This window comes from Flavobacterium arsenatis, assembly GCF_031456785.1.
GTDB lineage: Bacteria > Bacteroidota > Bacteroidia > Flavobacteriales > Flavobacteriaceae > Flavobacterium > Flavobacterium arsenatis.
The window spans coordinates 133,125-154,139 of sequence record NZ_JAVDVI010000011.1 but is presented as its reverse complement, the minus strand read 5'-3'; the positions used below and the strand labels follow the sequence as shown (position 1 = coordinate 154,139).

At 35.9% G+C, this 21,015-nt stretch carries 19 protein-coding genes, 1 tRNA gene and 1 other RNA gene; 7 read left to right on the top strand and 14 right to left on the bottom strand.

The features are described 5' to 3' along the window. A partial coding sequence (locus tag J2X31_RS12995; RefSeq protein ID WP_445351663.1) for an Ig-like domain-containing protein occupies window positions 1–2,773 on the bottom strand: 2,773 nt, incomplete at its 3' end. Window positions 2,774–3,149: 376 nt separating this feature from the next. On the opposite strand from J2X31_RS12995, the gene J2X31_RS12990 reads away from it, so the two are divergent. Then, complete coding sequence (locus J2X31_RS12990; protein ID WP_310027242.1) at window positions 3,150–3,626, top strand: Lrp/AsnC family transcriptional regulator; 477 nt, start codon at window positions 3,150–3,152, stop codon at window positions 3,624–3,626. Here the strand turns inward: J2X31_RS12990 and argH are convergent. The 9 genes from argH to J2X31_RS12945 all read right to left on the bottom strand — a co-directional run bounded on the left by argH (window position 3,623) and on the right by J2X31_RS12945 (window position 12,142). Beyond that, on the bottom strand, window positions 3,623–4,933 hold the full coding sequence (gene argH, locus J2X31_RS12985; RefSeq protein ID WP_310027241.1) for an argininosuccinate lyase: 1,311 nt from the start codon (window positions 4,931–4,933) through the stop codon (window positions 3,623–3,625). The two genes, J2X31_RS12990 and argH, sit on opposite strands and share 4 nt — an antisense overlap. A 2-nt stretch (window positions 4,934–4,935) precedes the next feature. Further along, window positions 4,936–6,006, bottom strand: coding sequence for a M20 family metallo-hydrolase (locus J2X31_RS12980; RefSeq protein WP_310027240.1), 1,071 nt, complete (start codon window positions 6,004–6,006; stop codon window positions 4,936–4,938). After that, window positions 5,984–6,775, bottom strand: a complete 792-nt coding sequence (gene argB, locus J2X31_RS12975) for an acetylglutamate kinase (protein WP_310027239.1) — start codon at window positions 6,773–6,775, stop codon at window positions 5,984–5,986. Before argB ends, J2X31_RS12980 begins: the two co-directional genes overlap by 23 nt. Further along, window positions 6,762–7,721 (bottom strand): Rossmann-fold NAD(P)-binding domain-containing protein, encoded by a 960-nt coding sequence (locus J2X31_RS12970; RefSeq protein WP_310027238.1) that lies wholly within the window; start codon window positions 7,719–7,721, stop codon window positions 6,762–6,764. The genes argB and J2X31_RS12970 overlap by 14 nt, the downstream gene beginning before the upstream one ends. Further along, a complete protein-coding gene (locus J2X31_RS12965) occupies window positions 7,718–8,860 on the bottom strand; it encodes an aspartate aminotransferase family protein (RefSeq protein WP_310027237.1) in 1,143 nt (380 codons plus the stop codon). Before J2X31_RS12965 ends, J2X31_RS12970 begins: the two co-directional genes overlap by 4 nt. A 10-nt stretch (window positions 8,861–8,870) precedes the next feature. Further along, complete coding sequence (gene argC, locus J2X31_RS12960) at window positions 8,871–9,845, bottom strand: N-acetyl-gamma-glutamyl-phosphate reductase (RefSeq protein ID WP_310027236.1); 975 nt, start codon at window positions 9,843–9,845, stop codon at window positions 8,871–8,873. 6 nt (window positions 9,846–9,851) lie between these two features. Further along, on the bottom strand, window positions 9,852–11,051 hold the full coding sequence (locus tag J2X31_RS12955; protein ID WP_310027235.1) for an argininosuccinate synthase: 1,200 nt from the start codon (window positions 11,049–11,051) through the stop codon (window positions 9,852–9,854). Beyond that, window positions 11,026–11,604, bottom strand: a complete 579-nt coding sequence (locus J2X31_RS12950) for a GNAT family N-acetyltransferase (protein ID WP_310027234.1) — start codon at window positions 11,602–11,604, stop codon at window positions 11,026–11,028. The genes J2X31_RS12955 and J2X31_RS12950 overlap by 26 nt, the downstream gene beginning before the upstream one ends. A gap of 464 nt (window positions 11,605–12,068) precedes the next feature. Beyond that, a tRNA-Arg gene (locus tag J2X31_RS12945) sits at window positions 12,069–12,142 on the bottom strand. Between the two features lie 70 nt (window positions 12,143–12,212). On the opposite strand from J2X31_RS12945, the gene J2X31_RS12940 reads away from it, so the two are divergent. Continuing rightward, the gene (locus J2X31_RS12940) at window positions 12,213–12,725 is read left to right on the top strand and encodes an adenine phosphoribosyltransferase (RefSeq protein WP_310027233.1); all 513 of its coding nucleotides are present in this window, start codon (window positions 12,213–12,215) and stop codon (window positions 12,723–12,725) included. Here the strand turns inward: J2X31_RS12940 and J2X31_RS12935 are convergent. Both J2X31_RS12935 and J2X31_RS12930 read right to left on the bottom strand, forming a co-directional pair. Next, window positions 12,722–12,862 carry an SsrA-binding protein gene (locus J2X31_RS12935; protein ID WP_310027232.1) on the bottom strand — a complete coding sequence of 47 codons (141 nt, stop codon included), beginning with the start codon at window positions 12,860–12,862 and terminating at the stop codon, window positions 12,722–12,724. The genes J2X31_RS12940 and J2X31_RS12935 overlap by 4 nt on opposite strands. Before the next feature lie 86 nt (window positions 12,863–12,948). Continuing rightward, complete coding sequence (locus J2X31_RS12930; protein WP_310027231.1) at window positions 12,949–14,025, bottom strand: glutaminyl-peptide cyclotransferase; 1,077 nt, start codon at window positions 14,023–14,025, stop codon at window positions 12,949–12,951. Window positions 14,026–14,112: 87 nt separating this feature from the next. Between J2X31_RS12930 and ffs the strand changes: the two genes are divergently transcribed. The 3 genes from ffs (at window position 14,113) to fsa (ending at window position 16,131) form a co-directional block, all read left to right on the top strand. Then, an RNA gene (gene ffs, locus J2X31_RS12925) (signal recognition particle sRNA small type) lies at window positions 14,113–14,210 on the top strand. 333 nt (window positions 14,211–14,543) lie between these two features. Continuing rightward, window positions 14,544–15,347, top strand: coding sequence for an SDR family oxidoreductase (locus tag J2X31_RS12920; protein WP_310027230.1), 804 nt, complete (start codon window positions 14,544–14,546; stop codon window positions 15,345–15,347). A 127-nt stretch (window positions 15,348–15,474) separates the two neighbouring features. Continuing rightward, on the top strand, window positions 15,475–16,131 hold the full coding sequence (fsa, locus tag J2X31_RS12915) for a fructose-6-phosphate aldolase (protein ID WP_310027229.1): 657 nt from the start codon (window positions 15,475–15,477) through the stop codon (window positions 16,129–16,131). A gap of 157 nt (window positions 16,132–16,288) precedes the next feature. Here fsa and J2X31_RS12910 read toward each other — a convergent pair whose 3' ends face one another. Continuing rightward, window positions 16,289–17,692: a TlpA family protein disulfide reductase gene (locus J2X31_RS12910; RefSeq protein ID WP_310027228.1), complete on the bottom strand. Its 1,404-nt coding sequence runs from the start codon at window positions 17,690–17,692 to the stop codon at window positions 16,289–16,291. Window positions 17,693–17,920: 228 nt separating this feature from the next. On the opposite strand from J2X31_RS12910, the gene J2X31_RS12905 reads away from it, so the two are divergent. Continuing rightward, a complete protein-coding gene (locus J2X31_RS12905; protein WP_310027227.1) occupies window positions 17,921–19,540 on the top strand; it encodes an ABC-F family ATP-binding cassette domain-containing protein in 1,620 nt (539 codons plus the stop codon). A gap of 59 nt (window positions 19,541–19,599) precedes the next feature. Here the strand turns inward: J2X31_RS12905 and J2X31_RS12900 are convergent, their stop codons facing one another. Continuing rightward, window positions 19,600–19,767 (bottom strand): hypothetical protein, encoded by a 168-nt coding sequence (locus J2X31_RS12900; RefSeq protein WP_310027226.1) that lies wholly within the window; start codon window positions 19,765–19,767, stop codon window positions 19,600–19,602. 233 nt (window positions 19,768–20,000) lie between these two features. Here J2X31_RS12900 and J2X31_RS12895 point away from each other — a divergent pair, with 233 nt between their 5' ends. Next, entirely contained in the window at window positions 20,001–20,957 is a 957-nt protein-coding gene (locus J2X31_RS12895; RefSeq protein WP_310027225.1) for a GlxA family transcriptional regulator, read from the top strand. Window positions 20,958–21,015: the final 58 nt, after the last annotated feature.

Sequence of the window (21,015 nt, the reverse complement as noted above, 5' to 3'; positions counted from 1 at the left end):
AGTCGGCAATAGGAGCGAAATCAGGCACAGTCTTTTCAGTTATTACAACGCTCAAAGTCTGTGTCGTTGCACATTCCGAAGCATCAGGAGTGAAGATATAATCACCGCTTTGAGTATTGCTTATCGTTGCAGGACTCCAAGTTCCCGAGATTCCATTAGGAGAAGTTGCTTGCAATGTAGGTACAGTTGATTCGTTGCAAACGGTTATTGCTTCAAAGTCTGGCACTACTTTAGGATTAACCGTAATGGCTACTTCTTTTCGAGGACTTTCGCATCCGTTAACTGTTTGCGAAACATAATAGTTTCCTGTCTGTAAGTTTTCTGTAGTTGCTAAAGCTGTTCCTTCTGTTGCAACATCATACCATTTTATGATTGGTGTTTGTGTTTCATAACCTGTAATAGTCAATGTACCCAAGGCAACATAATAATTTGTTCCAGTGCTTGGTTTTCCAGCGATCTTTATCTGTAAATCACTTGGATCATTTAGTATCACTGTGAAAAGCGTCATTGTTAAATTGTTTTGTTGTGGTACGTTAAAGGTTTGTACAACCGTTTCTACACCATTAACAATTTTAGAAATTTCTAATTTATCAGATGTAATGGTAGAAGTTGCCTCGATAGTAAGTGACTTTACACCATTAAGTACAGGAGAAATCATGTGGGAATTTTGAGCAGTTCCAGTTGAGTTTCCAAACGAAATTCTTTTATAAGGATCCGAAGACGAAGTTGAAATTCTAGACACCCTGCTGGCTGTCCAGATTCCTGTTGAAAGGGGATAGTTTCCACTAAAATTTAGACGAGATGCCCAATCAGAATCTTCAAATGTTTCGGTAATTATTTCAGGTTGAATAATTTCTTGAGCAGGTTCCAAATCTGCCACTGTCCCTGCTTCACAAAATGTTTGAGGATTTGCAGTGAGAATTGCCGGAATGGTTTTTATTGTAACAACTACTTCCTTTTTTGGGCTTTCGCAACCATTAGCTGTAGTTTGAGTAACAAAGTACGATTTCGTAGTTAGAGTAGCAGTAGGATCTAACGGCATTGTATCGCTAGCGGTATCATACCATTTTGCGACAGCATCCGGAAGTGTGGTTGCAACTAAATCGTTTACAGTAGCCGTACCGCAAAATTCTTGGTCTGCCACTTCGGGTATTGCTACAGTGGCACAGGTGGTTTTCATCTCTATGACATTTGAATTCAAAGAAATTACGGCATTTGCTTTTGCACGAACTCTGTAATAATAAGTAGTTCCAGCATCTAGACCTTCTACTAATTTCGAGGTACCGGTAACCACAAGGTTGTCGTAGTTGGTTAAAAGAGGAGTAAAGGTCGAAGATGTGCTAACATCTAAAAGATATTCGGTAGCACCGGTAACAGCTTCCCAATTCGCTGTAAAATTTGTAAGAGTTGGCAGTGTGCCAGCTGTTGCTATTGGAGCTACTAAACTACTAGGTGTAACAATTCCCGAAACCGTAATTGAGCTAGATAAAGTAGTGCTGTTTCCTAAAGCTTCTAGAATAATGGTTTCTGTTGCTACCATTCCTGTAGGTATTCCTTGCTTTAATCTAATGTAGAAAGTAGGATTCTCGATAGTAAAATTTCCACCTTGTGCGATGATGATGGTGGACGGATCCATCCAATCCACATTATTTGTAGAGACTTCATAATTTGAACTCAGACCAGTTAGAGTTTTAAAAGTATAGGTTGAGGAAGGATCTACCCCAAAGACTTGAAGCTGTGTTAGCTGAAAAGAGGCTGAAGGTCCAGTACCTTCCGTATAACTCAAAGTTGTGGATGCAGGACTCAACAAGATACCATTAACACCAGTACCTGTAACAGCTATATTTTTAGTAACGGCTCCTGTAGCAGATAAAGCAATATTTCCTGTTTTTGGTCCTGCTGTCGTAGGGCTAAATCGAACCCATACTTGTTGATCATTTATCGATCCTGCAGTAGGGCTAATGTCGGAACCTGAAAACCAATTAATATTATCTGTACTAATTTCAAATTCAGCCGGAGCCATTATGCTCACTTCGTTAGTTCCTAAATCTGTGCCATCAAAAGTAAAGCTTGATGTTGCAGAATGTGTTCCTACCATAACATTTCCAAAATCGGGTAAAGCTGTAACCGAAGGTGTGATCAACGGATTTGCCACCGCTTGTGCAGTTCCTTCCAAACGAAGTGCGTTTGCACCACCTGTGATGTAATAATTTCCTGTAGTTCCTTGTGGCACAATCCTGAATTTTACAGGCACTCCGGGTGCAATGTTCTGTAATGCCGAAACCGAAGAAAGTGATGTGCTATTTGCAGATCCTGTTGTTCCAGAGGTAGAACTAGTATTCCATGTTGCAATTTGAATGAAGGCACCTCCATTTACAGAATAGTATACCTTACTTGATGTGGGACCCGAATTGGATCTTCTTGTAGCCGAGGAAATAGAACTAATAGATAAAGTCTTTCCTGCTTTTGGTGTTACAGTAAAATGAAAACTTTGAGTGTCATTGCCGTTGTTGGACCATCCGCCTGACCCTCCCCAAGTTCCGTTTGCAGGTGTTCCACTGGTAACGATGCCCGATCCTCTAATTAAACCAGAAGTTTCAACATTGCTGTTAAGTGTTGCTGGTGTCCAAGGGGATTGTCCGAAAGTACCGCTGTTGCTGCTTGTATCCCAACCCAACAATAATCCTTGCCCTAAACTATTGACAGGCAGAATAATAAAAAACGTAAAAATCAAAACCGCTTGTAAGAGCTCCTTTTGTAGACTTTTTTTCATAATTAGTACTATTTTGATTAATGTCTGAAGTATTACTTATTCATTTTCAGACACCTACAAATATTAGAATTATAAAACTTGAAGCCTTTAAGCGTATATTTTATTAGTGTAAGCTTAAAATTATTGTTATGTAAATTTTATTACCAAATAGTTATTCATTCTGCAATAAAGAATATTATATTGCTTGCTGTACTATAATGTTTGCAATATTTCACATAGAATCAGGGATAATGGTTCAGAGCGATAACCATTTGAAGTATAAGATTATATTTAGCAAAAACTTAGTAATCCTCTAAATTAGAGCAGAAATAATGCCTTCATGCTATTTACGTTTAAGAAAATAATGGTATATTCGAAATTTAATTTTATTTCCGAAATGAAACATCAATTAGACGCAAAAGACCAAGCTATTCTAGAAATCTTGCAACAAGATTCGACCATTTCTGTAAAAGAAGTTGGAGAAAGAGTAGGGCTTTCGTTTACGCCAACTTATGAGAGAATTAAAAATTTGCAAAAAGACCAAGTCATTACTAAATATGTGGCATTGGTGGATCGATTCAAGATTGGGATTCAAATTGTAGTATATTGTAATGTGACCTTGAAAGAGCAATCAAAGACAGCACTTGACGCTTTTGAACAAACTATTATTGCAATTCCGCAGGTTCAGGAAGTGATCAGCTTGTCGGGGAATTATGATTATATGCTAAAAATCATTGCAGAGGATATTAAATCGTACAATGATTTTGTGGTAAATGTCATCTCAAATATTCCTAATATTGGTCAATATCATAGCAGTATAGTGCTGAATGAAGCCAAAAAGGAAACAGCTTACCTGCTTCCAAAAGGCACTTAATTGAATTTTGCAATTACTTTTTCAAAGGCCTTTTCAATCAGGTCGTTGCAAAGATTTCCAATACTTCCTTCGTGTGAGTGTGAGAGGTTATGATTTGGAATAAATTCTTTGTTTTCAATTGCCAAGCCAATATTTTTATAGGCATCTCGAAAAGGAATTCCGTCTAAAACTTGCTGGTTGACACTTTCTACACTAAACATATAATTGTATTTAGCATCTTTTTCGATATCGGTTTTAACTTCAATATGTTGCAACATAAAATGCAACATTTCCAAGCATTCTTTGAGTGATTTTATAGCAGGAAACAATGCTTCCTTGGTGAGCTGAACATCTCTATGATAACCAGAAGGTAAATTGTTGGTCAGAAGAATCAGCTCATTTGGCAAGGCTTGAATCCGGTTGCATCGTGCCCTCATAATTTCAAAAACATCAGGATTTTTTTTATGCGGCATGATGCTGCTTCCTGTGGTCAGCGAGTCGGGAAATGAAATAAAACCGAAATTCTGATTCAAATACAGACAGCTATCATACGAGAATTTACTTAACGTTCCTGCCAATCCCGCCATTGCCATTGCCATAATTTTTTCTGATTTTCCCCTGGTCATTTGTGCATAAACCGAATTTACGTTTAACGAATTGAACGCTAATAATTCAGTTGTCAAGGTTCTGTTTAATGGAAATGATGTGCCATATCCTGCACCAGAACCCAATGGATTTTTATTCATGACATTGTAAGCAGCCAAAAATAATTCCAAATCATCTACTAGACTTTCTGCGTAAGCACCAAACCATAAACCAAACGACGAGGGCATGGCAATTTGCAAATGCGTATAACCCGGAAGCAAAACACCTTTATGTTGGTTGCTGAGATGGATTAATGTTTTAAAAACGATTTCTGTAAGTGATTTTATTTCTAAAATTTCCGCTTTTAGATATAATTTCAAATCGGTTAAAACCTGATCATTTCTGGAACGACCGCTATGAATTTTTTTGCCAATATGACCAATTCGTTGAATCAGCAAATGTTCTACCTGCGAATGAACATCTTCAATTCCTGGTTCGATTGCAAATTGATTTTGTTCGATTTCGGTTAGAATTTGTTTCAATTCCTTTTCGATTGTGTTCCATTCCTCTGAAGTTAAAAGTGCTATAGAATGAAGCATTTCGCAATGTGCCAACGAACCCAAGACATCAAATTTTGCCAAAACATAATCAAAACTCACATCATTTCCCACAGTAAATTGCTCTACAATTTTTGCGTGATGTTCATTCTCATTTGCCGATTTTTGCCATATTTTCTGTATCATTTTTAAAGTATTTGGGTTAAAACTGCAGTATAAATTTGTATTGCTTCTTTAATTTCATCAACATAAATAAACTCGTCACTGCTATGGGAACGCGTTGATAAACCTGGTCCCATTTTTAACGAAGGACACGAAATTACAGCTTGATCCGACGAAGTTGGCGAACCATAAAATGTTCTTCCAAGTTGTAAACCCGCTTGAACAAAAGGGTGAGACATCGGAATGGACGATGAATTTAATCGTAAGGAACGCGGTGTAACTTCACTTTTTATATTTTCTTTTATGATGTTAAAAATTTCAACGTTTGAATACAGTTCGGTTGTTCTCACATCCACTGTAAAAGCACACGAGTCAGGAACAACGTTGTGTTGAGAACCACTATTGATAACTGTTACGGTCATTTTTACTTCTCCTAATAAATCTGAAATCTTGTCAAACTTGTAGTTGTTGAACCAATTGATATCTTCAATTGCATTTAAAATTGCATTGTTTTGATTGGGATGTGCAGCATGTGAAGAAGTTCCACTTGCAACACAATCTAAAACCAACAAACCTTTTTCGGCTATTGCCAAATTCATTTCTGTAGGTTCGCCAACGATAGCAAAATCAATGTTTCCCAGTTGAATATAAATAGATTCGATTCCGTTTGTTCCCGAAATTTCTTCTTCTGCGGAAGCGGCGATAACCAAATTGTAGTTTAAATTTTCGGTATCCCAAAAGTGAATAAATGTGGCTATCAAGCTTACCAAACAACCTCCAGCATCGTTGCTTCCTAAACCATACAATTTCCCGTCTTTTTCAATAGCTTCAAACGGATTTAAAGTATAACTTGCATTGGGTTGTACTGTGTCATGGTGTGAATTCAGTAGAATAGTGGGTTTTGAAGCGTCATAAAATTTATTAAATGCCCAAATATTGTTCATTACCCGATGCGTTGGAATAGTATATTTTGCGAAGAAATTTTCAATATAATCTGCAGTTTTATCTTCACTTTTACTAAACGAAGGAATCGTGATCAACTCTTTCAATAATCCGTAAACCGATTCAAATAGTTTATGTAATTCTTGTTCCTTCATTGTTGTTTTTACTTATAAAATTAACGCAGTTTTTGGCGTTGATGACTCCAATTTCTTTCACGCCGTTTTCTAAAGATTGAAAGCCGTTTTCTATTTTTGGAAGCATACCTTTATTGATAATACCTTTATTTTTTAAATCTTGAAATGTATCAAAATCTAAACTTTCAATCACAGAATCATCGTCTTCGGGATTTGATAAAACACCCTTTTTCTCAAAACAATACACCAATTTTATTTCGAATGAAGTTGCTAAATTGGAAGCGATATTAGAAGCAATCGAATCTGCATTGGTGTTTAATAATTGTCCATTTTTATCGTGAGTAATTGCACAAATTACAGGTGTTAGTCCATTATTCAGAAGTAATTCTAAAAAGGAGGTATTGACATTTTCTACTGAAAAATCGCCAACAAATCCATAATCAATTTCGTTGTTTTTTCTTTTTTTAGCGTGAATTAAATTGCCGTCAGCTCCTGATAATCCAATACTGTTGATGCTGTTTTTTTGCAATAGAGCCACAATCGTTTTGTTGATGAAGCCTGCATAAACCATGGTTGCAATTTTTAGCGTTTCAGCATTTGTAACCCTTCGTCCATCAATCAATTGTTGTGGAATATTTAATTTTTCAGCTAAATCGGTTGCCAATTTTCCACCACCATGCACTAAAATAAACGGATCATTTAATGTTGAGATTGACGTTATGAAATCATTCAACAATACTTCATCATCAATGATATTTCCACCAATTTTTATAATATTAAGCGTTTCCATCTGATTCTAGTATTTTTTCAAGAATTACTTGAGCTGCAAAAGTTCGATTATTTGCTTGTTTATAAATCAATGAATGCTCACTGTCCAGAACTTCATCACTTACTTCGACGTTTCTTCTTACCGGCAAACAGTGCATGATTTTGGCATTATTTGTCACTTCTAGTTTCTTATTTGTCAATAACCAATCTTCTTCAATTGGCAGTGTTTTTCCATATTTTTCAAATGACGACCAGTTCTTTATGTAAACAAAATCAGCACCTTGAAGAGCAATTTCTTGGTTGTTTTCAATGGTGGCATTTTGAGTGAATTTAGTATCTAGTTCATATCCTTTCGGATGTGTAATTACAAATTCGCAATCCGTTTTATTCATCCATTGGGCAAACGAATTTCCTACGGCATGTGGAATCGATTTGATATGTGGAGCCCAGGTTAGCACTACTTTAGGTTTCCTGTTTTTAGGTTTGTGTTCTTCAATTGTTATACAATCGGCTAAACTTTGAAGCGGATGCAACGTTGCAGATTCTAGTGAAATAACAGGAACGGTTGCAAATTTTTCAAACAAGGAATATATTTTTTCCGAAGTGTCTTCTTCTTTACTTTCCAAACCAGCAAAACACCGAATTCCGATAATATCACAATATTGACTCAGTACATTGGCAGCGTCTTTAATATGCTCAACAGTGCCACCGTTCATAATGGCGTTATCTTCAAATTCCCATATCCAAGCTTCCTGATTGGCGTTTAAAACAATGGTGTTTAAACCTAAATTTTGGGCCGCTTTTTGGGTACTCAACCTAGTTCTTAAACTTGAATTCAGGAAAACCAAACCTAATGTCTTGCTTTTGCCTAATTCACTTTTTTGCAAGGGTGCTTTTTTTATTTCAATTGCATTCTGAATCAATTCATCAAGGTTTGCAACATCATCTACGGAGAAAAATCGTTTCATAAATTATCGTTTGATTTGGAAAGGATTTTAAATGCATCAACAAATAAATCCAATTCAGTTTTGGTGATATTTAAGGCTGGAAGAATCCTTAAAGTGTTTGGACAGGAAGCATTTCCGGTAAGGATTTTAAATTCACTTAATAGTTTATTTCGGAATGGAGTACATGGCGTTTTCAATTCTATTCCAAACATTAATCCTTGGTAGCGAATTTCTTTAATTAGATGATTTTCTTTTAATTGATCGAATAAATAAGAACCTAATTCAGAGGACTTTTGCATCAACTTTTCATTTTCAATAGTTTCCAAAACTGCCAATGAAGCAGCACAGGCTAAATAGTTTCCTCCAAATGTAGTTCCTAACAAACCGTGTTTGGCCTGAAATTTTGGTGCAATTAGAACACCTCCAACAGGAAAGCCATTTCCCATTCCTTTGGCAACCGTTATGATATCGGCCTTGACATTGGCATACTGATGGGCAAAGAATTTCCCAGTCCGTCCATAACCCGATTGAATTTCATCGCAAATAAAAACAGCCTCATTTTCATCACACAAACTTCTTATTTTTTGCAGAAATGCAACATCAGGAATCTGGACACCGCCAACACCCTGAATTCCTTCAATAATTACCGATGAAATTTCGTGGTTGGAGAATGCTTCTTCTAATGCAGTTGTGTTGTTAAAAGGAATAAAAATAAAATTTTCAGTTTGGTTAACTGGAGCAATGATGCTTTTGTTGTCGGTTGCTGCAACGGCTGCCGAAGTCCTTCCGTGAAAAGCATTGGTAAAGCAAATGTTTTTTTTCTTTTTCGTATGAAAAGAAGCCAGTTTAAGTGCATTCTCATTGGCTTCTGCACCAGAATTACACATGAAAAGCGAATATTCATCATAACCGCTGATTTTGCCTAATTTTTGTGCAACTTCTTCTTGGATTGAAATTTTAACGGAATTTGAATAAAAGCCAATATTTTGCAGTTGCTCGGTTACTTTTTGCACATAAGTTGGATGACTATGGCCAATTGAAATAACTGCATGACCGCCATATAAATCCAGGTATTTTTCGTTTTTATCGTTCCACAAATAACTGCCTTTGGCTTTTGTAAAGTTCAAGTCGAATAGGGGATATACATCAAATAATTTCATTTTTTTCTTTTTAAAATGCCGAGGCTTTTAATTTTAGTCCCAACGTTGGTTCCCATCCAAACATTAAATTCATATTTTGAACCGCTTGTCCCGATGCACCTTTTAGTAAATTGTCTATAACCGAATGGATTACAACATGATTTTCATCTTTTTCAATAAATAAAAGGCATTTGTTGGTATTGACGACTTGCTTTAAATCGATGTTGTTTTTAGACAGGAATACAAAGGGATTGTCTTTGTAAAAATCTTGATAAAGCGATTGAATTTCATTCAAACTCAAACTAGTTTCAAGGGTTGAACTTGTGAAAATTCCTCTAGTAAAATCGCCTCGCCAAGGAACAAATTCTAGATTTACTTTTTCTTCATTCAAGCTGTTTAATGTTCTACAGATTTCTGTTACATGCTGGTGTTGCAATGTTTTGTATGCCGAAATATTATTGGTTCGCCAACTAAAATGAGTCGTTTCCTGTAATTGTTGTCCCGCACCAGTAGAACCCGTAATTCCTGTTGTGTATATGGTTTTCAGAAGTTTATCTTTTGCCAACGGAAGCAATGCTAGCTGAATAGCGGTTGCAAAACAACCTGGATTGGCAACATGATTACTTTGCTGAATCGCTTTTGTATTGATTTCGGGCAAACCGTAAATAAAATTTTCTTTTCCAAAAGTTCCATCAATCCTGAAATCATTTCCTAAATCGATGACTTTTGTAGTTGCAATTAAAGGATGATTTTCCATCCAAATCTTACTTTCTTTATGGGGAAGGCATAGGAATAAAACATCAATAGCATCGGAAAAATTATCCGTAAAGATTAAGCTAGTTTCACCCACTAAATCAGTATGGATGTCGCTGATTTCTTTTCCGCTTTGGCTTCGGCTCAATGCAAATGCAATTTCTGTTTTTGGATGATGCAATAGCAACCTGATGAGTTCACCACCGGTATATCCAGCGGCACCCACAATTCCTATTTTTATTTTTGATTCCATTTGAATTTATAGTTTGCTTTCGTTCACTTGATGGTAGATGGCAAGCGAATTACTGATTATTTTTGAGTATCCTTTTACATCTTCACCCGACCAACCCAGGTTCATTTCGCCATAACTTCCAAATTTAGAAGCCATTAAATCATTTTCTGATTCAATTCCGTTTAAAACAAATCGATAAGGCAAAAGCGTTACGTTAACTTTTCCATTAACCGTTTTTTGTGAGCTTTCAAAAAAGGTTTCGATATCACGCAATGCAGGATCCAAAAACAAACCTTCGTGCAACCAACTTCCGTAGCAATCGGCCAATTGGTTTTTAAGGTTCAATTGAAATTTTGAAAGTGTGTGTTTTTCTAGTAAATGATGTGCTTTTAAGATTATTATCGCAGCAGCCGCTTCAAAACCAACCCTTCCTTTGATGCCGACAATAGCGTCACCTACATGAATATCTCTTCCTATCGCAAAAGGAGTTGCCAAGCTTTCTAAATATGAAATTGCTTTACTTGGATGTGAAAAAGTGCTATCGTCAATAGCTATCAATTCCCCTTTTTTGAAATGCAAGACCACTTCTGTTTTATCTGTTTCCTTTTTTTGCAATTGTGATGGAAAAGCGGTTTCGGGTAAATTGAGATTGGAGGTCAATGTTTCTTTTCCGCCTACAGATGTTCCCCAAAGTCCTTTGTTTATGGAGTATAAAGCTTTTTCAAAGTTCATTTCAACTTTGTTTTCTTTTAAGAATTCAATTTCAGCTTCCCTGGAAAGTTTCAAATCCCTAATTGGCGTTATGATTTCAATATTTGGGCAAAGAATATTAAAAATCACATCAAATCTCACTTGATCGTTTCCTGCTCCAGTACTTCCATGTGCAATAGCTTCTGCATTTATTTTTTTTACATAATCAGCAATTGATTTTGCTTGAATGGTTCTTTCGGCACTTACAGAAAGCGGGTAGGTATTGTTTTTTAAGACATTTCCAAAAATTAAATATTTTACGCAACTGTCATAATAGGTTTCAACAGCATCAATGCAAGTATAGGAATGCACACCAAGAGCTAAAGCACGCTTTTCAATATCTTTTATTTCATCAGCAGTAAAACCGCCAGTGTTTACGGTTACTGCGTGAATTTCATAGCCTAATTTTTTAGAGAGATAAATGGCACAAAAGGAGGTATCTAATCCTCCGCTATAGGCTAAAACTATTTTTTTCATGGGTTTCTTTTGTTTTTGATTCTTCTTTTATTTCATACAGCATGGCGGTACACAGGCAGTTTTTCTTTTCTTTTGCCATTAGTATTTCATAGTTGATACAGCTTTTGCATCCGTTCCAGAAATTTTCATCTTGTGTCAATTCAGAATAGGTTACGGGTTCGTATCCTAGTTCGCTATTGATCTTCATCACTGCCAAGCCTGTGGTTAATCCGAAAATTTTAGCATTGGGGAATTTCTCTTTTGATAATGAAAAAATAGCCTGTTTGATTTTTCTAGCCAAGCCAACATTTCTGTATTTTGGAGCAACAATTAATCCTGAATTTGCTACAAATTTTTCGTGACTCCAAGTCTCGATATAGCAAAATCCAGCCCATTCGTTTGCATCCGTCAAGGCAATAATTCCGTTTCCGTCTATAATTTTTGTACTTAAATATTCTGTCGAACGCTTCGCAATTCCTGTTCCTCTCACTTTTGCTGAAAGTTCCATTTCCTGTAGTATCACTTCGCAGAAAATCAAATGTTGAGAACTTGTTTGCTCAATTTTAATTTTCATTTATGTAATTTTTGAGCAAAACTAAATAAATTTTATTTATTTAAAAGTGTTTTTAAAGATATTTTATCTTAATTAATATTTTTAATAAGATTTTAAATCTTTTTGAACTGTGTTTTTAAATCTAAAACCTTGATTTTAAGGATGTAATTTCTTTAATTTAATATTGAGCACTTTTGTTTGCAAAAGTGCTGAGGTAATTTCAAAATATTAAGAGGGGAATGATGAATGGATTTTGAAAGACTTCAAGGTAAATCTATAAAATATTGGGAAGAGCTTATCTTGTATTGAAGAAATAATTAAGCAAAGAGGCCTAAAGCTTCAACCACTTCAAACTGTAACTACTTGATGATGGAAAATGTGATGGACAGATGAGTAGTAATTATTTCTATGAAGGGAAGATATTTACAAAAAGACAAAAAAAAACCTTAAACTACTGATTTACAGTGTGTTTAAGGGTTTATTTGTGACCTCGACTGGATTCAAACCAGTAACCTTCTGAGCCGTAATCAGATGCGCTATTCAGTTGCGCCACGAGGCCTTTAATTCGGGTGCAAATATAAGGAAATATGCTTAACTTGCAAATCAAATTGAATATAAAAATTAAAAAAATGGCATTAAACGATTACATCCGCAACATACAAGATTTCCCGAAACCCGGAATCAACTTTAAAGATATCACACCTTTGCTGAACAACCCAGAAGCAAGAAATGAATGTTTGCAACTGTTAGTGAACAGCTTACGTGATAAAAAGATTGATAAAGTTGTTGGGGTCGAGAGTCGTGGTTTTTTCTTTGGGATGCTTTTGGCACAAGAATTAAACGTTGGATTTGTTCCTGTTCGAAAGCCAAAAAAACTACCATTTTCAGTAATTTCGGCTTCCTATGAATTAGAATATGGTACCGATACATTAGAAATTCACACCGATGCCATCCAAAAAGGCGAAAAAATCCTCATTCACGACGATGTTCTCGCAACTGGCGGAACCGCTAAAGCAGTAGCCGAATTGGTAGAACAACTAGGAGGCGAAATCGTGCAGTTCAATTTCCTGATGGAACTCGCCTTTCTAAACGGCAGAAATAAAATCAGTCAATACAAAATCTATTCGCCATTGGTCTATTAGTCCAAAGCATTTTTGGTTACATAATATTTCCAACCAATAATTGCCATCTGCCATTTCTTTGCCTTTGCAATATCCAACCCTTGTTTGGTAAAATTCGGGAGAAGGAGCTTGTTGAGTTTTGCTAAAAGTTTAAACATAAGTTCTTCATTTTTTGGGGTAGTAACAAATATAAACAAAAATTGCAGGCTTCTCCACCTGCAATTTCTTAAATATCAGTTATATTTTATTCTTTTATTCTGATTTCAAACATCTTGTCCCAATTTTTTCCCGTAACAAAAAAAGTCTTGGTTTTAGGATTATAAGCAATTCCATTCAAAACATCAACATCGGGATGTTGCAACACTTTCGTTTTCAAATCTTTTAAATCCAAAGTTGCTTCAACAGCACCCGTTTTTGGGTCTATAATAGCAATTGCATCTTTTTGGTACACATTTCCGTAGATTTTTCCGTCCACCCATTCCAGCTCGTTTACGTTTTTCACTTTTGCCGAACCCGTATAGATATTGATGTTGTCAACCTCCTTTAAAGTTTCAGGGTTTATAATCCAAATCTTCTCACTTCCGTCCGATTGGTAAAGGTTTGTGCCATCATTCGTCAATCCCCAGCCTTCCATTTTTCGGAAGTAAGTGAATGTTTTTTCTCTTTTCAAATTATCGGCATTATATACAAAACCTGTCATTTCTCTGTAAGTCAGTTGATAGATTTTGTTGTTCAAAACCGTTATCCCTTCACCAAACATATTATTTTCTAGATTCACCTGACTGTAAACTTTTCCCGTTTTATAATCCGTTTTCCTCACACTCGAAATACCTCTGATTCCTGTCGAATTTCCAGCACCATTTCCCGTACTTTCAAAAAGCGTGTCGCGGTAAAATTCCAAACCTTGCGTATAAGCCTTGATGTCGTGTGGATAGATATTCACAATTTCATACGACAATAATTTCATCTGGATTCCCGAAACCAGTTCCACTCTCGTTTCCGTTTCCTGATGTTCGCCTTCAAAATAAACCAAGGCTTTCAGGTTCTTGTAGCCCAATTTTTCATTCGTTAAATCAAATGCAATTCTTTCTGCACCTTTTTTCGACCCAATATTTTTACTGTTCACATAATAAACAATACTGTCAATTTTTTTATTTTCGGCATTCAAAATCCTCATATCAATGGATTCCCCTGGCTTATATTGCTCCTGAAGTTTCGCTCCATCAAAGCTAAAATAGTTCTTTCCAGAATTTTTTCCGTCACCACAACTAAAGATTGTTAATCCTAATAAAATGACTGATAGTAAGTTATGACTTTTCATAATAAAATTAAAGTTTTTTCGAGATACAAACATAATGAATATCCGCTTTTAGGCTTGCAAAAATACAAAAAGATTGTATATTTGCACCGGCAAGTCCTACACGACCAGCTCCTGCAGACTCCCCCAGGGTGGGAACACAGCAAGGGTACGTGGTTGAGCGGTGCGATGTAGGTAGCTTGCCATTTTTTTCTAATCTTCCCTTGTCGGAGGATTTTTTTTTGGAGCAAATCGAAGGATATTTTTTAAACCATGTTCCCGCTGGAGCCACTCGCTTTGTCTCGTTTTAAGAACGAGACAAGAGCTCAAACAAAGTCTCCATCGGGGCTAGACCAGAATCAAAAGGCATTCTTTTAACTTCTGGGACCAATATTGTCTAGAAAAGGCTTAAAGTTCCAAAGCAAAATCTTATTGAACCTTAATTTCTTAATGGTTCAAATTATTCAATAAATTTTTCAAATTAAAAAATCCAAAACACTAAATTTGAAAACAATTTCGAAATTTCGAAAAACCCAAATAAAATGCCCAAAGTAATACTAATAACAGGAGGTTCCTCCGGAATCGGAAAATCAATAGGCGAATTCCTGCACCACAAAGGCTTCATCGTTTATGGAACCAGCCGAAATCCCGAAAAAGTTGTTAATTCCGTATTTCCATTAGTAACACTCGATGTTAGAAACACAGAAAGCATTCAGACTGCAGTTGCCAAAATCATCCAAATCTCAGGACGTTTGGACGTTGTCATCAACAATGCAGGAGTTGGTATTACCGGACCTTTGGAAGAAATTCCAACCTCCGAAATCAAGAACAACTTCGAAACCAATTTCTTCGGACCAATAGAAGTGATGAAAGCTGTTTTGCCTCAAATGCGTTCGCAAAAATCAGGACTTATAATTAATGTTACCTCAATTGCAGGTTATATGGGATTGCCTTACAGAAGTGTTTATTCCGCCTCAAAAGGAGCTTTAGAACTGATAACCGAAGCCCTAAGAATGGAAGTCAAATCCTTCGGAATCCAAATCACGAATGTAGCTCCGGGAGATTTTGCTACCAATATTGCTTCAGGACGTTTTCACGCACCATTAATTCCAGTATCGGATTATGCTATTCCTTATGGAAACACCTTGAAAATGATGGACGAACATGTAGATTCAGGAAGCAATCCAAACGAAATGGCCCAAGCGGTTTATAAAATCATCCAAAACCCAAATCCGAAAGTACATTATAAGGTAGGCGTTTTTATGCAAAAGTTCTCGATTGTTTTAAAACGAATCTTGCCGGATAAAGTTTATGAAAAAATGTTGATGAATCATTATAAGTTGTAATTTTGCCACGGTTTTAAAATAGTCACAAAGACACAAAGGCTCAAAGCTCTTTGATGTTCAACTTGGAGCCTTCGTGTCTTTGCGGCAAGAAAGAAAAAAAAAGAAACACACAATTAAATCTATAAATATGAAATTTTTTATTGACACAGCGAATTTAGCTCAAATCGAAGAAGCACAAGCATTAGGTGTTTTAGACGGTGTAACTACAAATCCATCTTTGATGGCAAAAGAAGGAATCACAGGAAAAAATAATATCTTGAAGCATTATGTTGACATTTGCAACCTTGTTGACGGAGATGTTAGTGCCGAGGTTAACGCTGTTGACTACGAAGGAATGATCAAAGAAGGTGAAGAATTAGCCGACTTGCACGATCAAATCGTTGTGAAATTGCCTTTGACAAAAGAGGGAATTATGGCGTGTAAATATTTTTCTGATAAAGGAATCAAAACAAATGTGACTTTGGTATTCTCTGCCGGACAAGCGTTATTGGCTGCAAAAGCTGGAGCTACTTATGTTTCGCCTTTCATCGGTCGTTTGGATGATATCTCTACAGATGGTTTGGCTCTAATCGAAGAAATCCGTTTGATTTTTGACAACTACGGATATGAAACTCAAATCTTGGCTGCTTCTGTTCGTCATACAATGCACATTATCAACTGTGCTAAAATTGGTGCAGACGTTATCACAGGACCACTTTCTGCAATTGCTGGTTTGTTGAAACACCCATTGACAGACATCGGATTGGCTCAGTTTATTGCTGATTTCGAGAAAGGGAATAAATAGTTTTCAGTGTTCAGTCTCAGTTTGCAGAGCATAAAATGAGTCGAATAGTTTTCATTGAATAAAGTAAAAAAGGCGATTTTCAAATTCAAATGAAGATCGCCTTTTTTTTTAAACGTATAACGTAATTTTCAGTAACTACTGTGACTGCGACTGAAAACTACCTCAAATTCTCCTCAAATTTAGAATCAAACAAGCTCACAAAAGCATTGTCAATTTTTCCATTTGAATCAGTAAGGATTGTTCTGTGGATTTTGTTCACCACCAATTTATCTTTCAAGTCTTCAAAATTTTCTGCTCTATATTCTTTAATTCCTTTGAATTTATAGTTGGTAAGCGATGCTTTCCATTTATCTTGATTTTCATCAACACAAATCGCAACAAAATCATAATCCGGATGTTTTTTCTGAATCTCCAGCACTTTTTTATGAGAAGCAACCAAATGCGATTCTAAATTTTTGGTCCAGAAAAACACAACCGTTTTCTTCTTTATAATAGATCCTATGGATTGAACTTTGCCGTCCACGTCAACCAAATTAATGTCTGGCAAATCACTTCCCGTTTTTAAAGACTGGATGGCGTTGCCAATTTTCACAATCTCATTATGCTGGTCTTTGTCAGTCGATAAAGCGTGGTATTTGTCCAAAAACTTCTTGTTGTTCACAATATTTTGGTCTTCCAACAAATAGGTAAAAGCAATATTGTTCAAAACAATATTCTTGATTTTTTCATTCTTGAAAAGCGTATCGGCAATATTCAATTTCTTGATATTGATTTCCAGTGCCTTATCAATTTCAGAAACATTTGTAAACTCCTTGTCAGTAGCCACGTTGTTCATCATGTTCGAAAGATACCTAACGAAAGGAGAAAAATTCGTGAAGGCAGCATTATTGAAATCTACATTGTTCCTAAAATCATAATAATCCGTGGGAAGTTTGCCGTCAATATTTTCACCCGTTCTCATTTCATGCACCATCGGATAGATTTCCTTTTTAGAATAATGAAAGAAATCCAGCGAAGCTTTTGCATACTTGTCAAAATCCTCACTCCATTTAATCTCCTCCTTTTTCTTGTTGTAGAAAGCTTCTTTAGATTTATACGAAGAATCTATATTTCGGGTAAATTTCTGTAAATCAGCATCAAAAACCTCAAACAATTTGTTCTTGTCGTCTTCATTCTTGAGGTACAACTCCATCATAAAATTGTTCTTTTCTTCGCCTCTTCCGCAAAAAATAATCGACTCGTCAAAATCCTGCGAGTTGATTCTCACCATCAAACTATCATTCTTGTCAAAGTAAACATACTGATATTCAGGCTCATGCTTGAAAGAATACAAACCTGGAGCCAACGAGTCGAACGTCTTAAAAAAAGTATTGTCTTCGTTCAGCGGAATCGTATCGATAACCTCCGAATCCTTGCAAAAAAGCACATATCGGTTCGTAGGATTCGTAACTTCACCACCAAAATAGGCCGTAAAATTATCGTCCTTGAACTTTTTGTCGCAAGAACAGAGGGCAAAAACTAAGGAAAAGGAAAAAAGTAATCTAACGTTTAAGTTATGCATTGTAGAATGTTATGATGAAACAAAAATATTTACTTGCAAGTGATTTTACTGTTAATGCATAGTTAAATAAGATTTTCAACTTCTTTATATAGATTGTTTTAAAATAAATTCAGAAAATTATAAATATGATAAAAAACTAATTATTTGAAACTCCCAGTCTTCAATAACTTGCTCCAAATTCTAAACTATTTTTCATACTTTTGCAAAACTTTTTAAAAAATACAATCAATGTTAACAGTCAATAATTTATCAGTTCAGTTTGGCAAGAGAATCTTGTTCGATGAAGTAAATACAACCTTTACACATGGTAATATTTACGGAGTAATTGGAGCCAACGGAGCTGGAAAATCTACTTTTCTAAAAATAATTTCAGGAGAAATGGACCCAACATCGGGACATATTCACCTTGAACCTGGAAAACGTATGTCGGTTCTAAACCAAAACCACAATATGTTCGACGAGCATACGGTTCTTGAAACGGTAATGATGGGAAACAAAGTCCTATATGCGGTAAAGAAAGAAATGGACGAGCTGTATTTGGATTATACCGATGAAAATGCCGATAGGATAGGAGAGTTGCAAGTGCAGTTTGAAGAAATGAACGGTTGGAATGCAGATTCTGATGCCGCTTCCTTGCTTTCAAGTTTAGGAATCACAGAAGACAATCATTATACTTTAATGGCTGATATCGAGGGAAAACTCAAAGTTCGTGTGCTTTTGGCACAAGCTCTTTTTGGAAATCCTGATTTGTTGATTATGGATGAGCCTACCAACGATTTGGATTTTGAAACCATCGCTTGGCTGGAGAATTTCTTGGCCAATTATGAAAATACAGTAATCGTTGTTTCGCATGACCGTCACTTCCTTGATGCAGTGTGTACTCACATTTCAGATATCGATTTTGGAAAAATAAACCATTACTCTGGAAACTATACTTTCTGGTATGAGTCAAGCCAATTGGCTGCGAAACAGAGAGCTCAACAAAACAAAAAAGCCGAGGAAAAGAAACAGGAATTGGAGGAATTTATTCGTCGTTTTAGTGCAAACGTTGCCAAATCCAAACAAGCAACTTCTCGAAAAAAAATGATCAGCAAGTTGAATATTTCTGAAATAAAACCTTCAAGCCGTCGTTATCCTGCGATTATTTTCGATCAGGATAGGGAAGCGGGAGATCAGATTTTGAATGTTGTAGGTTTGAGTGCTTCCGTTGATGGCGATTTGCTCTTCAAAGATGTCGATTTAAACATGGCCAAAGGCGATAAAATAGTTTTATTCTCTAAAGATTCACGTGCTACAACTGCTTTTTACGAAATTCTAAACGGATTGCAAGAACCGGATGCAGGAACTTTCGATTGGGGAATCACTACAAACCAAGCTTATTTGCCGGTTGAAAACCATTCGTTTTTTGAGAACGATTATTCGCTTGTAGATTGGTTGCGTCAATGGGTAAAAACGGAAGAAGAAAGAGACGAAGTTTACGTTCGTGGTTTCCTTGGAAAAATGATTTTTTCTGGAGAAGAAGCTTTGAAAACCAGCCGTGTCTTATCAGGAGGAGAAAAAGTACGTTGTATGTTGTCAAGAATGATGATGCAACGTGCCAATGTTTTGATGATTGATGAACCTACGAATCACTTGGATTTGGAATCTATTACAGCTTTCAATAATTCATTGAAAAACTTCAAAGGTTCGGTAATTTTCACAACCCATGACCACGAATTTGCTCAAACCGTTGGAAACAGAGTTATAGAACTCACGCCAAATGGAGCAATCGATCGCTATATGACGTTTGACGATTATCTTGACGACGAAAAAGTGCAGGAATTGAGAAAGAAGATGTACAATCTATAATATTTCCAAGCAATAAAAAATCCCATTTCGGTCCAAACGAAATGGGATTTTTTTATGTCTTATTTTTTGAATCTACTGATGATCCAAATGATAACTGCCAAGATTGCAATCACGATGAAGATTCCAACACCAACGCCTAAATTGAAGATTCCTTCAACAACTTCACAGCTTGTAAATGTTAACAAAACCATCAACATTAAGCTAATTCTTAAAATATAATTTTTCATAATTTGTGTTTTAAGTTATCTGATTTTACAAATATCTAAAACAACTAAACCAATAAATTACAGAATTATCCTAATGTTATATGATTTCTCAATGTTTTTTCAGAAGAATATCTTTAATCTTAAAAATATAAGATATTATACGAAATCGTAATAGATGTTTATTAAAAACTCGAAAACAGGTGTGTTCAAGACAAAAATATAATATATTTGTTTGAGAATTTAAATGAATAAGTATGAAAATAGGTATTGTATTGGCTCATGAACATCGCTTGTTGAGTGTTGCGGCAATCAATGATTTGTTCGAAACCGTAAACGGATTTTACATAGAAGAAGGAAAGGATCCCTTTTTTGAAATTGATTTTCTGCATCACGGGGAAAAGAACTCTTTTATTTATTCGGATTATAATTTAAGGGAAGCCAATTCGGAAACTTTTTATGATGTCATATTAATTCCTGCTTTTAAAAACAATAAAATTATTGAAGGGTTACAAAAAAATCAACCTTGGATTCCTTGGCTTGTTCAACAATACAACCAAGGAGCGGCTTTGGCTAGTTTCTGTACAGGTGCATTTTTGTTGGCTTCAACAGGACTGCTAAACAACAAGCCTGCAACAACTCATATCAATGCAAAAATGGCTTTCTTGAATGCATTTCCGAATGTTTTGCTGGAATCCGATGCAGTGGTTACAGAGGAAGACAATCTTTACACAAGCGGAGGAGCCACCAATACCTTTCATCTCTTGATGCGATTGGTGGAGAATTATTGCAGTCGGAAAATAGCAGTTCGAACGGCAAAAGTTTTCTCGATCGATATGGATAGAAAAACGCAAACCTATTTCGGAACGTTTCTGCCCGTTGAAAATCATGGCGATGAAATCGTAAAAAAAACCCAGGAAAAAATAAAAAGCAATTATAAGGAAGCCAATACGATAGAAGAAATCATAGTGGATATTCCTTCGAGCCGTCGTAATCTGGTTCGTCGTTTCAAACAGGTAACAGGAATCACGCCAATCGAATATCTGCAAAAAACCCGAATTGAAGCCGCCAAGCAATTGCTGGAACATTCCAAACAAAACGTGATGGAAGTGATGCTGGAATCGGGTTATAATGATTTGAAGTCGTTTCGAACGCTGTTCAAGAAAAATGTAGGAATGACACCAACGGCCTATCGGGAAAAATTTAGTGCATAGTTTTTAATTCCAATCCGATTAATTTTTGAAAATTATACTTACTTTTACATCCCAAACA